The sequence below is a fragment of the Desulfovibrio sp. SGI.230 genome (genome assembly GCF_050313065.1).
In the GTDB taxonomy this organism is placed as follows: Bacteria; Desulfobacterota; Desulfovibrionia; order Desulfovibrionales; family Desulfovibrionaceae; genus Desulfovibrio.
Window position 1 is genome coordinate 90,651 of record NZ_JBNPKS010000001.1, and the last position, 15,162, is coordinate 105,812.

The following is a 15,162-nucleotide window of genomic DNA, read 5'->3' on the forward strand; positions in this document are numbered from 1 at the left end:
TATTAGATGTCAAAGAGGCGGTTCACAAGCGTCACGCGGGGCATTCACGATTTTGGGGAACTCGGATCACATATGGGCATGGAAAAGCAGCTGTGGGAGCTGTGGGACATGAGATCGCTTCAAATCTCAGCGTCCATTTTTCCATTTCCCATATGGGAATCTCTGCTGCGACCTTCAAAGCAGCAGAGCCCATGGTGAGGAAAAAGGCTTTCGGTATGAAAACCCCTTATTCGTAAAATACATGATAACCATGTGTAAGCATTAACTATTATAAATGTCCCATAATGATAATTATGTAAACTTTTATCCATGAGACGACAAAGTAGGCACTCCTCTCTCCAGGATCAGACAGAAAATTTTTCGCCATATATTTTTGCTCAAGCTGCACTTTAAGAATAGTCTTGGGCCAGTCAGCATGTACCTGAATTTTTCTGGCGTCTGACTCTGCCGTCTATGGCATTCCCCCGTACGCTTGACATGGCTGCTTTTTTGCCACACCTCTAAGGCATGCACGCCAAATCCTCTTTTTTCCGCAGCCGCGATGGACGCCCCCAGCGTCGTTCCAATCAGCTTGCCCCCAGATCGCCCCAAAATGGTCATTCCTCCCCTGCTCCACGGAACAACAGCTCTTTTCCATCTGGGCTAGAGGAAGATCTGCAGGACGGGACCCGGCTCAACAAGCTCATCGCAGCTTCCGGCTATTGCTCTCGCCGCAAGGCCGATGAGCTTATTTTTGCCGGAGCTGTCCAGGTCAACGGGGTGGTGGAACGTTCTCCCGGCAGGCGCATCCTTCCTGATGACCTCATCCAGGTCGAAGGCCAGCAACTGGCGGCTCTGCCCGCCTCTTTTTCCTATATCATGCTGCACAAGCCCATCCAGGTCATGTGTACGGCACACGATCCGCAGGGGCGGCCTACAGTTTTGGATTGCCTGACAGCGGAGATGCGGCGGAATAGAGTCTATCCTGTTGGAAGGCTTGACTATTTTTCTGAGGGGCTATTGCTGCTGACCAATGATGGCGAGCTGGCACAGCGCCTGATGCATCCCCGGCATCATCAGCCAAAGACCTACGATGTCCTTGTGCGGGGAACTGTCCCGGCTGCCGCGCTGGCAACCATGCGCCGTGGCATGACATTGGCTGAGGGAGAGCATTTGCGCCCAGTCGAAGTGGAAAGCCGCTTGCAGGCCAATGGGCATACGCGGTTGCGGATGGTGCTGCATCAGGGGGTCAACCGCCAGATCCGCCGCATGTGCCGGGATCTTGGCTTGACCATCCTGCGTCTGAAGCGCATCCGTCTCGGCCCCCTTGGCCTTGGCGATCTTCCTGTGGGCGAGTGCCGTTTTTTGTCAGCCGCAGAGACCGCTGCCCTGCTCCAGGCTGCGGAGATCCGGCGCTCATAAGGAGAGTGTGCTGGCCTGATATCAGCAGCTTAAGGAAAACCTTATATGGTGAGTGAGCACAGGGACGTTCTGTCCCGGATGGCAGATACCCAATAGCCCACGCACATGGGATGAAGTATGAAAAAGGACGCCTGACGGCGTCCTTTTTTTGCGGTTCAAATTTGCTTATTTGCTCAGGCCAGCAAGCGCTGCAGCAAGGCCTGGGCTTCTTCATGCAGGGCATGCAAATGCTGCTCTCCAAGGAAGCTTTCCGCATAGACCTTGCAGATAGCCTCCGTCCCGGAAGGCCGGATGGCGAACCAGCCGTTCCGGCTGCAGACCTTGACCCCGCCAATGGCAGCTCCGTTCCCCGGCGCTGTCGTCAGGATCTCAGTGACCGGGGATCCCGCTACCGTCCGCATCTGGACATCCTCTGCCTTCAATGATTTGAGGCAGGACCGCACGTGATCGTCGGCCGGAGCATCCTGGCGCTGGTACAGCGGAGCGCCGAACTGTTCGGTCAGGCTGCGATAGATCTCGTCCGGCCCGCGCTCTTCGCGTGCGGCCATTTCCGCTGCCAGCAGGCAGAGCAAGGGACCATCCTTGTCGGTGCTCCAGGGGCTGCCGTCAAAGCAGAGGAAGGAAGCGCCGGCACTTTCCTCACAGCCCATGCCGCAGCTGCCGTCTGTCAGATAGGGCACGAACCACTTGAAACCGACCGGGACTTCGATGACCTTGCGTCCCAGCTCCTGGCCTACCCTGTCCAGCATGGCGCTGGTCACCAGAGTCTTGCCGATTCCGGCATCGGCCTGCCACTGGAAGCGGCTGCGGAACAGATGCCAGGCAACGGTGGCCAGATAATGGTTGGGATTCATCAAACCGCTTTTGGCCACGATGCCGTGACGATCCGAGTCCGGATCACAGGCAAAGGCCAAGTCGAAGCGGTCGCGCATATCGAGCAGGCCACTCATGACATACGGCGAAGAGCAGTCCATCCTGATCTTGCCGTCCTTGTCACAGGGAACAAAACGGAATGTGGGGTCGATGACTTTGTTGACCACGGTCAGGCGCAGTTTGTAGCGCTCGGCTATGGGCTCCCATAGGGAAAGGCTGGCTCCCCCCAGAGGATCGACCCCCAGGGAAATACCGGAAGCCGCGATGCTGTCCATATCCAGGATGCGCGGCAGGTCTTCCACATAGCGGGCGGTAAAATCATAGCCCTGCACCAGCGAAGACCGTCGGGCACTGCTGTACGGCAGGCGATGGACGTCACAATTGAGGTGATCAAGATAGATATTGGCCTGCTTTTCGATCCAGGCGGTCACCGCTGTTTCGGCCGGGCCGCCATGCGGCGGATTGTATTTGAAACCACCGTCAGCCGGAGGGTTGTGAGACGGCGTGATGATGATGCCGTCAGCCAGAGCCTGACCGCCGTGCTCGCTGTTCCAGCACAGGATGGCATGGGAGACCGCAGGGGTCGCTGTGGCGGAACCGTCGTGGGAGATGCGGACCTGTACATCATTGGCCGTCAGGACTTCAAGCGCACTGCGAAAGGCCGGCTCCGACAGGGCATGCGTATCTCCGCCCATGAACAGCGGACCGGTGATGCCGTGTTGTTTGCGGTAATCACAGACGGCCTGGGTGATGGCGTGGATGTGGCGTTCGTTGAAGGTCTGCTTCAACGAAGAACCACGATGCCCGGACGTTCCAAAAGACACACGTTGTGCGGCCTGATGCGGGTCAGGCGATTCCGTATAGTAGGCACTGACGAGCGCGGGGATATTCTCCAGAGTCTCGGGCGCCGGCAGTTTGCCGGCATGGGGATGTACTGCCATGATGTATCCTCCTGCCCCTTTCTATCGTTTACCCTGTCGGCCCGCAAGCCCCGGGCAAAAAAAGAGGGGGGCTTGAAGCCCCCCTCTCTCGATTGCATATCCGGATTATTTTCCGCTGCTGACAGGAACCGCGCGGAAGATGTTCTCACCACGACGGTTGATCTGCAGCATGACGGCGCCTCGCTTGCTGCCCTCGCCTGCCACGATCTTTGACAGGTCTTCGGGCGAAGACACCGCCTGACGGTTGGCCTTGACGATGACATCACCGGGGCGGACACCGGCTTCGGCAGCAGGCTTGCTGGGATCCACATCCAGGACCAGCAGGCCACCCTTGCCTTCCAGCTTCAGTTCGCGGCGTTCCTCATCCTTGATGGGACGCACCGTCAGGCCGAGCTGGCCCTGATTCTGCTGCTTCTGGCCGGCTTCGGAAGGCTTGCCGCTGTTGACGCCGGTCTGACGATCGCCCAGCGTCACATCCATGGTCACGGCCTTGCCGTTGCGCCACACGTCCAGGGTCACCGAAGTGCCGGGTTTGTGGGCCGCAATGGCTCGCAGCAGGGCCGAGGCGTCTTCCACGCTCTTGCCGTTGACCTTGGTGATGACGTCACCGGCTTCGATGCCGGCCTTGGCCGCCGGTTCATCGTCCAGGACACTGGCCACCAGGGCACCGGAAGGATGTTCCATGCCAAGGGCCTTGGCCGTATTTTCATCCACATCCTGGATGGTCACACCGATCCAGCCGCGGCTGACCTTTTTGCCGCTCTTGATCTGTTCCACGATGCCAGCCGCCATGTTGCTGGGGATGGCAAAGCCGATCCCCTGCCCGCTGGCGATGATGGCCGTGTTGATGCCGATGACTTCACCCTTCATGTTCAGCAGCGGACCACCGCTGTTGCCGGGGTTGATGGAGGCATCCGTCTGCAGGAAGTTGTCAAACGGACCGGCATGGATATTACGGTTCTTGGCCGAAAGGATGCCGGCCGTGACCGTGTGGTCCAGAGCAAAAGGATTGCCGATGGCCAGCAGCCATTCCCCTACCAGCAGGGCGTCGGAATCACCGAACTTGAGGAAAGGCAGATCCTTTTTGGCCTCGACCTTGAGCAGAGCCAGGTCAGTATCTTCGTCCGTCCCCACGACCGTGGCCGTCAGAGGGGCAGTCTTGCCGTTGCTTTCGTCCAGCGTCACCTGGATGCTGTCGCCATCGGCCACCACGTGATAGTTGGTCACGATGTAGCCGTCAGGCGAGATGATGAAACCGGAACCACGCGACATCTGTTTTTGCGGAGGACGCTTTCCGCGCGCATTGGGACCGCCGAAGAATTCGAAGAAGCGGTCCGCTCCCGGCGGCATGCCACGGAACATCTCGCCGAAGAATTCCTCAGGACCGGCCGCAGCCGGGGAGGTCCGCTCCGCACTGATGTTGACGACAGCCGGGCCGCATTTGGCAGCCAGTTCACTGAACTCAGGAAGGCTGGCCGCCTGGGCGAATTGCGCTGCCGTGAACAGGACAAGAGTCAGCACGGCAGGGAGAAAGTGTTTAATCCTCATACAGGGCACACTCCTTAGCGTTTGTTTTGCAGAGCCTTCTGCAAAGCCTGTGCCATGATGCTCATACCGGCATCCTTGGGAGCGGAACTGGTGTGCTGTTTCCAGGATTTGTCTTCGGCGGCGGAAGCTTCTTCCATGCCTTCGGGGGCCAGGCTGATGCGGCGGGCAGTGGTATCCACGGACTGCACGACCAGGGTCACGCTGTCGCCCTTGTCCAGCTTGGAGAATTCACCGCTGTTCTTGGCGTTCTTGATGACGCCGGCGGGCAGCAGACCGGTGATGCCGGGAGCCAGGCTCACGAACAGACCGAACTGGCTGCGGCTTTCCACCGTACCGGTCACCACGGTACCGGCAGCGAAACGCTGGTCGGCATCCTGCCAGGGATCGCCTTCGGCGTCACGCAGGCTCAGGGAGATACGGCGGCTTTCCACATTGATCTCCTTGATCTTGACGGAGATCACGTCGCCCACGTTCACCACGTCCTCGGCCTTGTTCACGCGCTTGGTCCAGGACATTTCGGAAAGGTGCACCAGGCCTTCCACGCCGGGCAGCAGTTCCACGAAGGCACCGAAGGGAGCGATGCGCACGACCTTGCCTTCCACCACGGTACCGGCGGCCAGACGGTCAGCGGCCTGCAGCCAAGGATCGCCTTCAGCCTTCTTGCGGGACAGGGAGATGCGGGTGCGGCCCTTGTCGTCCTTGCTGACGGACAGCAGCTTGGCGCGCACCATGTCGCCCACGGCCACAGCTTCGTCAGCGCTGTTCACGCGGGACCAGGAGAGTTCGGAAAGATGGATCATGCCTTCCACACCGGGGGCCAGTTCCATGAAGGCACCAAAGGAGGCCAGACGGGTGATGCGGCCTTCCACGGTATCGCCCACATTGAGGGAAGCCAGGACCTTTTCCAGGTTTTCCTGACGTTCGCGATCCAGCAGGGCGCGGCGGGAAACCACGATGTTGCGGCCGCGGTTTTCCACACGGATGATGAGGAACTGCATGGTGCGGCCCACCAGAGCTTCGGCGTCAGCCACGCTCACGCTGTCCATCTGGCTGCCGGGACAGAAGGCATTCTTGCCCATCACGCTGACAGTGTAACCGCCCTTGCAGGTACCGGTCACGCGGCCATCCACGGGCACACCGGCGTCGCGGGCGTCTTCCAGGGCGGCCATACCGGCGCCACTCATGGAGCGGGACAGACGGATCTCACCAGCGGAGGTACCCACAACATAGACTTCGATGCTGTCACCGGGGGCAACGCTTTCGTTGCCTTCGGCATCGAGGATGTCCTTGCGGTCCATGATACCATCCAGCTTGATGCCCACATCCACAAAGACAGAGTCACCGGTGATGGTGATGATGGTGCCCGTCACTTTCTGACCAGGCTGCAGGCGCACAGTGCCGGCTTCCTGGGCCGCGAACATGGCGGCGAAGTCTTCGCTGCCTTCTTCGAAGGTGGACAGATTCTTTTCGTCAGTCATGGTATATTTGCTCCTTAAACAAATAATTTCCTGTGAAGTTCCCTTGTATAGCGCATTCACCGCCAGAAAACAACAAAGATGCTGGCAGCAATTCCGGCACAGGATATGGCTAATTTTTGGACAGGTGGACAATTTTTGGACGATGCTCTCTGACAGGACGGCAGAGAAAACAATTCTTGCAAAAAATTAATGTAGAACTTTAAGAAAAAGGGATTTAAAAGAGCAGGCCGACCGTATATGTCCGGTATCCATATCTCACGTGCTGCAGGAAACAAATTTTTCGGAACCATTCTCAAAAACACATAGCTCAAATTTTGATTTTAAGCCCTTAAAAATTTTTTTTCGACCCAATAATCGTAAACTCCAGAAAACGGCTTAAAATCGATTTTGGGCCGTTTTCTGGAGTTTTGTCATTTTTATTGCTATAAGCAAGAGCGATTATCAATTATCAAGATCTGTTTTGCTCCGGCACCCGGGACCAAGGATGCGGCTTCTGCCACCCCCGATGGGAAGGACTTCTATCTGGGTGGGGACCCGCTCCTTCAATCCCTGCACATGGGAAATGATGCCGATGAGTTTCCCTCGCTGCTGCAGGCTGGCCAGGGTACTCAGTGCCGTATCCAGGGCATCCTCATCCAGCGTGCCGAAACCTTCATCAAGGAACAGTGAATCGACCCGGGTAGTACGGCTGGCCATCTGGGAGAGCCCCAGGGCTAGGGCCAGGCTGACAAGGAAGCTTTCTCCACCGGAAAGATTCTTGGTACTGCGCAGCTCCCCGGCCTGGTAATTGTCGCGAATATTGAGCTCCAGCGTCCCGTTGCCCACTTCCAGCAAATAACGGTCAGTCATTTTGACCAGTTGCCGATTGGCATGGGCGACCATCAACTCAAGATTCATCTGCTGGACGATGTTCCGGAATTTTTTCCCGTCAGCGGAACCTATCAGCTCCTGCAACGCGGACCACTGTTCGAACACACGTTCCTGCTGCTCGATGCGCTCCACGAGTACGCGCTGCTCCTGCCGCAAACGCTCATTGTCAGCCAGTCGTTGCAGGCAGGAGCCCTGTTCCTGCTGCAACGCTGCCTGATGCTGCTCCAGTACTGCCAGCTCCTGCCCCAGCTCTTCCCTGTCCTTTGTCGTCAGGGCCTTCGCGGTCTCGGTGGCCAGATGTTCCCTGGCCGCCCTGCCCCGCCCTGCCAGTTCCATGCGGGCTGCGTGCAGTTCCTGTGACAGACGCTCCAGGCTTTCCCGTTCCTCTGCGGGCAGACAGGCTTGTAAAAAGCTCCGCTCATCGGCAAAGGCTTCTTGCTCCAAGCCCTGTGCAAAGGCCTGCCCGGCATGCACGCTCTGTTCGGCTATGCTGGCCAGCAGGGCATCTTTTTCTCTGATGGCGGATTCCGTCATGGTGACGACATCCGACATCCTGCTGACTGCGGCGGTCTGATCGGCAAGCCGCTGTTCATGCCGTGACACGGCCTGGGCCAGATCGGCTTCGACTTCCTGGACATCTTTTTCAGCAAACAGCGCCAGACGCTGCTCGTGCAGCGTTTTCCACTGCCCTTCCCTTTCACGGGCTTCCCGTTGCTGCGACTCCAGATGAGCCTGTTGCGATTTCACTTCCTGATCATGCTGGCCTGCCGACAGCTCGAGCTCCTGCCGCGAAGCGGTCAGGCGCGTCATCTCTGCCGTCCGGCGTTCCCATTCCGCACGGCGGGCCTTCAAGACAGACAAGATGGACAAGAGTTCGGTATCGGTTGTGCCGAGACCGTAGGCAGCCAGCATCGTATCAAGCGTCTGTTTCCCCTGCTCTTCCTCTTGTTGCAATTGCCCGGCTTCCTGCCGTACTCGCTGCTGTTCGGCAGTGACCATGTCCAGCTCATGCTTGAGCCGTTCGACGGTCTGATCCAGCATCGTCTTTTGTTCCTGCAGACGGGGAAGATTGCTCTCCAGCATCTGGCAGGCCTTTTCGAGCTTGTCTACTGTGGAGATCCGCTGATAGAGCTCCCGAAGGAATTCGTCCATCCTGCCCTGCTGTTCCCGCACGAACGTGACGGCATTTTCCGGAGATTCCCGCAGCAGGGAAGGCAACCCGGCCTTCTCTGCCAGCTGGGCAAGATAATTCTGCGCTTCCTGGAGCTTGTTCTGAAGCGACCGGGCATCCTCCATTCCAACGAGCAGACTTTGCTCCAGGCCCGTCAACCGTTCCCGCAAGGCGGCACACTGCTGATCCGTCACCGTGAAGCGCCGGCGAACATCTTCCACCTGTTGCCAGTTGTCGGAAGCCGGCAGGCCCTGCAGGAGGTAGGGGTGTTCCAGAGAGCCGCACAGCGGGCAGGCATGTCCTTCCTCAAGAGAAGCACGATGCTGTTCCAGGCTGGCGATACGCAGGGCCAGCATACGTTCACGTTCCAGGCTCGCCAGCGAGATCTCCAGTGCATCTCGCAAAGCTTGCTGCTGTTCCAGAAGAGCCTTGCTTTGCTGGTGCTGTTCCTGCCACTGCTGCAACTTCTGCCGCCAGCGCCGCACCTCGGTATGGTACAGGAAAACATCCTTCAGAGATTTTTCAACAGCTTGTAACAGCAGGATCTTTTTCTGGATACCGTTGTATTCCTCCTGCCACTGGAGCAGGGAACGCCCCTCCAGAAGTTTTTCTTTTTCTTCAAGCAATTGCTGCCGCCGGCTCTCTAGCTGCGCCAGTTCGGCAGCGGCGACTTCCTGATGACGAAGACGTTCCGCCAGCCGGGCTTTTCCATTCTCCAGCTGCTGGCTGATCTGTTGCAGGGCCATACTCCGTTGCTGCTGCTTCTGCTCAAGATCATGCACCCGCTGGATACCGGCCTCGATGCCGCTCAGCTGCTCTACCAGTCCGGCATCTGTCGCATGGCTCCCCAGCCAGTTCTCCACGGCGGCCTGCTCCCGGAGGAGGTCGTCGAGAGCCTGCCGCCGACTGTCGCGACGGGCCTTCAAGGAGGCAAGGGCCTGCTCCTGCTGGCGCACTTCCAGCAGGACGCGGCGCACTTCCTTTTCCGAGCTTTCCAGCTGGATGTCGAGGGCCCGGACCTGATGCAGCAACGGCGTCTGGCGGGTCTGCTCCGCTTTGGCCTGTTCAAGCTGACGAGCGTACTCCTCCTGCTTGTGCCGGGCTTCCTGCAATTTTTCCTGCAAACGGGGCAGCTCCGTAGCGTGGTTCTGCCGCTGCTCTGTCAGCAGACTTTGCTGGTGGCGCAACTGCAGCAAGGCAGAATAGCTGCCTTCCAGCCGGGCAGCCCGCTGGGCCTGCTCCAGCCGCAAAGCCTGTGGGCGGAATGCCTGTTCCCGGAGGGACAATTTTTCTTCTTCCGCTTCTACCTGGGCCAGCTGGCTCCGGGCCGTATCGAGCCCCTGCAACCACTGCAAGGCTTGCTGCAGCTGCTGCGCCTGGCTCCTGGACTGACGGTCCTGCTCTTCCAGCCGGGACAGCTGCTGCCGCAGGGCCTGCTCTTCGTCCGCGGGCAGCAGGGGCTTGCCGGCCAGTTCCTTGCGCATATCCTCCAGCAGGAGCTTTTCCTGCCGGTGCCGTTCATGCACCAGCATGGAGATACGGCTGTATTTTTCCGTGCCGGTGATGCTTTCAAGGATGGGCGCCCGGCTGTCGGCCGAAGCATCCAGAAAAGCCGAAAAACCGCCCTGCGCCAGCATCATGGAACGGGTGAAACGGTCGAAGTCCAGGCCGGTGATCTCGGTGACCACTCTGGCCATATCCCTTTTCTGGGCACAGATGATCTGGCCGCTGTCCGCATCCGCGATCTCGTGCCGTGCCGCCTGGAGCCTGCCTTCCGGGGATTTCCTGGCCCGCCGCTGGCTCCAGTGACAACGGTAACGACGCCCGGAGGCGATCTGGAAGACCACCTCCGTCATGCATTCCCCGGTCTGGCGGGACATGATCTCGTTCTCGCTGTCGCTCAGGGTCTTGAGCCGCGGCGTCCGCCCGTACAGGGCCAGACAGATGGCGTCCAGGATGGTCGTTTTACCGGCACCTGTGGGGCCGGTGATGGCAAAGATACCGGCGGATACGAAATCCGGCCTGGTGAGGTCTATCTCCCAGATGCCGGTCAGGGAATTGAGGTTCTGGAAACGTATGTTCTGGATACGCATGGCGGCCCCTATTCGGCGTTACTGTCGGTTTCGTGCATGGCGGTGAGGATCTCGCCGTACAGGCGCATGAGCAAGTCGGCCTGGGCGCCTTCTATCTTCCGGGCTGCAAGGCAGCGCGAAAAAACTTCCGTCTCGCTCAGCTCTTCAAGGTTCCTGCCCGTATCGTCCAGGCTTGGCTGGCTGTCCAGCAGACGTGCATTGCGGATCTTCAGGACGCGCAGCCCGCTCCCGGCCACAGCCGTCTCTACCTGCTGGCGCAGGCTGCCCTCAAGATCATCGCCGATATAGACAACTTCCAGCCAGGCGGAACTGTCGCTGTCCCGCAGTGTTGCCAGGCGGCCGAGTATCTCGCACATGGAGCCGCTCACGCGCTCCAGCTTTTGAAATTCCGGCACAGGCAGCAGCTCCACACGGGCCGAACGCCCGGTAAAATCTACCAGGCAGACGCTTTTGGGCTGCGAGGCCTCACCAAAGCCCATGGGCAGGGGCGAGCCGCTGTAGCGCATATGCTCCATGCCTCCTACCCGCTGCGGCACATGCAGATGGCCCAGAGCCAGATAATCGATGCACGGCGGGAAGATGGACGCCGGGACATGCGCCAGCGAGCCCACATAGAGGTCACGCACGCCATCGCCATCAACGGTCTGGCCTCCGGCAGTGAACAGATGGCCCATACAGAGCAGGGGGACGTCAGGTGCCAGGCGGTCCCGCAGCGCCGCCGCCTCTTCCAAAACCTGCGCGTAGTGCCGGCGGATGGCTTCCTGCATCTTGCTTTCCTTGTCGCCGCTGCTCTCCCCTTCTTCCACCAGACGCATGTCGGCATCGCGCAGGAAGGGAACGGCACAGACGATGAGCGCGACCTTGCCCTGGGCATCGCGCAGGACTTTGATCTCTTCCGCGGGATCTTCGGGCAGGTTGCCTACCACATGGACATCCAGCACCTGCAGGATCTCGCGCGAAGCCCCCAGCATGGAGGGCGAATCATGGTTGCCGGCAGTGATGACCACATGTCGGCAGGAGGAAAGATAGACCTGCCGCAAAAAATCATAATACAGGCGCTGGGCCCTGTTGCTGGGCGTGCCGCTATCGAAGATGTCCCCGGAAACGACCAGGACATCCACTTCTTTTTCCTGCAAAGTACGGGCAAGCCAGTCCAAGAAAGCCGAAAATTCCTCGTAGCGTTTCTGGCCGAAAAGCGAGCGGCCAAGATGCCAGTCCGATGTATGAAGTACGCGCATGAGATGAAGGCCGGTTTGATGCCGGATACGGCAGTGGAGAAAAAATGACCGCCATGCGGCGGGTCTTTTTCAGTTATAAGGCCGAAAAAAAGGCCTGTGAAGGCCCGGTAATGAAGAAAAAACATAAAAGAAACGCCCTGCTTGCGCAGGGCGTCCTTGTTAGTAAGCGCTGATGTATTCGTCCAGGCTGCCGGCGGAACAGTTCCGGCTCACCCAGAAAGCGGATGCCCAGACCATAAGGGCCGTCGCCTGGGTGTCGTCCAGACTTTTGAGCTTGCTTTCCAGGCTGGAGCGGCTGGCGCCATGCCGGGTGTGCAGGTTGTTCAGCTCACAGGCATCACTGACCCGCAGCAGCAGATAGGACAAACGCGTGTGGTCAGGCAGCAGGCGCGTATCCTTGTGCGCTTCCACGATGGTCTTCAGTTCGCCTGCGGTGAACATCTGCTTGATATTGGCCATGGCGCGGAAAAACGTATCCACGGCCCAGGGCAGGATGAATTCAGCTCCGGCGCTCTTGGTACGAAAGTAATCCTTGAGCCAGCGTTCCTGCTCGTCGTTGATGCGTGCTGCTACCTGTGGCATGGGGCCCCCGTAGGCGTCTGCGACGCCATTTTCCTGCGTTGTTTACAGGAAGCCTACCGCAGGCCCCGCCAAAGTTCAAGACATTTTCTAGAAAATGTCTTGCATTCCGTACAGGCGTCCCGGCTGCTGTCCGCACAGCCAGGCAGCGGCCCGCAGGGCTCCCTGAGCGAAGGTCTCGCGCGAGTGGGCCTGATGCGTCACTTCGATGCGTTCGCCGGGGCCCATGAAGTAGACCGTGTGAACACCGACCACATCCCCGCCGCGAATGGCCTGGATGCCGATCTGCGCCTTGGGACGCTCACCGATGATACCGTCACGGGCGGAACAGCGGACGTCGTCCAGATCCCAGCCCCGGGCATCGGCCAGGCATTCGCCCAGACGCAGGGCCGTACCGCTGGGGGAGTCTTTTTTACGGTTATGGTGCAGCTCCACCATCTCGATATCGTACTTTTCCCCAAGGGCGCGGGTCAGTTCGGGCAGGACCTTGAGCAGCACATTGACGCCGATGCTCATATTGGGCGCCCAGAACATGCGGCAGCTTTCGGCCAGCTTCGCCAGTTCCTGCTTTTGTTCATTGGTGAAGCCGGTGGTGCCGATCACATGAGCGGCACCGAACTTGGCCACACTGCGGGCCGTGGCCAGACTGACCTCGGGAGCGGTGAAATCGACGACGACAGCTTTGCCGTCCAGACTTTGCAGCAGCTCTTCCACATTCTGGCTCACCGGGCACGACAACGCGGCCAGACCGGCAGCAAATTCGCTGCGTTCCACCACGCCCGCAAGCGTGAAGGCGGGGTCTTCCTGCACCAGCGTGCAGATGGTCCGGCCCATACGGCCATTGGCACCCATGACGATGATCGGCGTGCTCATTGCTTCACCTGTCCTGTTCTGTTGAAAGTTATGCGTCCATCCTGTCAGCGAGCAGATTCAAGAAAGCTGCTTCATCAAGGACGGTGATCCCCAGGCTTTGGGCTTTTTCCAGTTTGCTGCCCGGATTTTCGCCCACCACAAGGATATCCAGTTTTTTGCTCACACTGCCCAGCACTACGGCGCCGGCCGTCTCGGCCAGCTGTTTGGCCTTGCCCCGCGCCATGGAAAGGGTGCCGGTGAAGAGGATGTTCTTCCCCTGCAAGGGACCGCCCTCCCCGACTGCCTCGGCAGGCTCTGCCGCAGCCACGGGCCACAGGCCTGCCTCGCGCAATCCGGCCAGCATATGCTGGTTGGCCGGGCTTTCAAAAAAGCTGCGGATGGAGCTGGCCACCTCGGGCCCTACATCCGGCAGCTCCAGCAGGCGCTGGGTATCGGCGGCCGCCAGGGCATCCATATCGTGAAAATGCGCAGCCAGCATGCGGGCGGTCTGCTCGCCCACATGGCGGATGCCCAGGGCACTGATGAGGCGGGCCAGCGTGGCATTGTGGCGGGCATCGTCGAAAGCATCCACGATCTTGCGGGCCAGCACGTCGCCCATACGGTCGAAGGGCAGCAGATCCTGCACCGTGAGCCGAAACAGCTGTTCCGGGCTGGTGACATGCCCGCTGCTGACCAGCTGCTCTATCCATTTCTGTCCCACGCCCTGCACATCCAGACCGGCCTTGGACACGAAGTGACAGATGGAGCGCAAGCGCACCGCCGGACAGGAGATATTGCCGCAACGCCAGGCCGCTTCACCGGGTTCGCGGTGGGCCGGCTCGCCGCAGACGGGGCAGATATGCGGAAATTCGAACGGCCTTGCACCCGAGGGGCGTTCCTCCAGCACCGGGCCCACCACTTCGGGGATGACATCGCCTGCCCGCTGCACGATGACCGTATCTCCTACCCGCACGTCCTTGGCCAGGATCTCGTCTTCATTATGCAGAGTGGCGCGGGTGACCATGACCCCGCCTACGGCCACCGGCTCCAGCTGGGCCACAGGGGTCAGGACACCGGTACGTCCCACCTGGATCTCGATACCGGTCAGACGGGTATGCACCTGCATGGCCGGGAACTTGAAAGCGATGGCGAAGCGCGGCGCGCGGGCCGTGAAGCCCAGGGCCTCCTGTGCCTCCAGATCATCCTGCTTGGCCACGGCACCGTCGATCTCCATGGGAAAATCCGCCCTGCCCTGACGCACGCTTTCCACATAGGCTTCCACAGCGGCCGGATCGGCGCAGAGTTTGCCGTCGGGCGGCGTCAAAAAGCCGTAATCGCGCAGCCGGGTCGCCAGCTCGTGCTGGAAATGACAGGGTTCCGCCTGTCCCCAGCGGGCCTCGCCCAGACTGTAAGCCAGGAATCGCAGGGGCATCTGCTGGGTGTTGGCCACATCCAGCTGGCGCAAGGCCCCGGCAGCGGCATTGCGCGGATTGGCCAAAAGCTTTTGGCCCAGGGATTCCCGACGCTCGTTGATGGCGGCAAAATCCTTTTTGTAGATGACCACCTCGCCGCGCACCTCCAGCCGTTCCGGGAAGGGTCCGGCCCCGCGCAGCCGCAAGGGGACCGTACGGATGGTACGCACGGCCTCGGTGACCACTTCGCCCTCTTCCCCGTCACCGCGGGTCAGCGCCTGTTGCAGGACGCCATCCTCATAGATGATCTCCAGGGCAAGACCATCCAGCTTGGGATCACACCAGAAGGCCAGCGGCGCTTCGGGCAGGGCGCGCTGCATGCGGGCCACGAATTCCTGCCACTCCTCGGCGGAAAAGACGTTGTCCAGACCGTACATGCGCTGACGGTGGCGCTGTTTGGGCAGACCGCCCAGCAAACCGCCCCCCACGCGCAGCGTGGGCGAATGGGGACTGCGCCATTGCGGATGGTCTTCCTCCAGCGCCTTCAGCTCCCGGAACAGGGCATCGTACTGGTCGTCGCTGATGACCGGCTTGTCCAGCGTATGATACAGATAATTGTGGTGCTCCAGGATGGTCGTCAGCCAGGCCATCCGCTCCTGGGGCCTGTCCTTTGGCGGTTCGGGCAAGCTCAAAGGATCCACAGACG

At 59.9% G+C, this 15,162-nt stretch carries 9 protein-coding genes; 1 reads left to right on the top strand and 8 read right to left on the bottom strand.

Annotation, left to right across the window (positions count from 1 at the left end):
• Positions 1-507: 507 nt before the first annotated feature.
• Positions 508-1,401 (top strand): pseudouridine synthase, encoded by an 894-nt coding sequence (locus tag ACQRAG_RS00440; RefSeq protein WP_427803713.1) that lies wholly within the window; start codon positions 508-510, stop codon positions 1,399-1,401.
• 173 nt (positions 1,402-1,574) lie between these two features.
• Here ACQRAG_RS00440 and pgm read toward each other — a convergent pair whose 3' ends face one another.
• The 8 genes from pgm to ligA form a co-directional block, all read right to left on the bottom strand.
• Positions 1,575-3,215 carry a phosphoglucomutase (alpha-D-glucose-1,6-bisphosphate-dependent) gene (gene pgm / locus ACQRAG_RS00445; protein WP_303865815.1) on the bottom strand — a complete coding sequence of 547 codons (1,641 nt, stop codon included), beginning with the start codon at positions 3,213-3,215 and terminating at the stop codon, positions 1,575-1,577.
• Between the two features lie 105 nt (positions 3,216-3,320).
• Complete coding sequence (locus ACQRAG_RS00450; RefSeq protein ID WP_168935738.1) at positions 3,321-4,763, bottom strand: DegQ family serine endoprotease; 1,443 nt, start codon at positions 4,761-4,763, stop codon at positions 3,321-3,323.
• A gap of 14 nt (positions 4,764-4,777) precedes the next feature.
• Complete coding sequence (locus tag ACQRAG_RS00455; RefSeq protein ID WP_168935737.1) at positions 4,778-6,241, bottom strand: 30S ribosomal protein S1; 1,464 nt, start codon at positions 6,239-6,241, stop codon at positions 4,778-4,780.
• A 441-nt stretch (positions 6,242-6,682) separates the two neighbouring features.
• Positions 6,683-10,375, bottom strand: a complete 3,693-nt coding sequence (locus ACQRAG_RS00460; protein WP_427803714.1) for an AAA family ATPase — start codon at positions 10,373-10,375, stop codon at positions 6,683-6,685.
• Between the two features lie 8 nt (positions 10,376-10,383).
• Positions 10,384-11,613: an exonuclease SbcCD subunit D C-terminal domain-containing protein gene (locus ACQRAG_RS00465; protein WP_427803715.1), complete on the bottom strand. Its 1,230-nt coding sequence runs from the start codon at positions 11,611-11,613 to the stop codon at positions 10,384-10,386.
• A 159-nt stretch (positions 11,614-11,772) separates the two neighbouring features.
• Complete coding sequence (locus ACQRAG_RS00470) at positions 11,773-12,195, bottom strand: hypothetical protein (protein ID WP_204625891.1); 423 nt, start codon at positions 12,193-12,195, stop codon at positions 11,773-11,775.
• 87 nt (positions 12,196-12,282) lie between these two features.
• Positions 12,283-13,065 carry a 4-hydroxy-tetrahydrodipicolinate reductase gene (gene dapB, locus ACQRAG_RS00475; protein ID WP_304020768.1) on the bottom strand — a complete coding sequence of 261 codons (783 nt, stop codon included), beginning with the start codon at positions 13,063-13,065 and terminating at the stop codon, positions 12,283-12,285.
• A gap of 28 nt (positions 13,066-13,093) precedes the next feature.
• Positions 13,094-15,106: an NAD-dependent DNA ligase LigA gene (ligA, locus tag ACQRAG_RS00480; protein ID WP_427803716.1), complete on the bottom strand. Its 2,013-nt coding sequence runs from the start codon at positions 15,104-15,106 to the stop codon at positions 13,094-13,096.
• Positions 15,107-15,162: the final 56 nt, after the last annotated feature.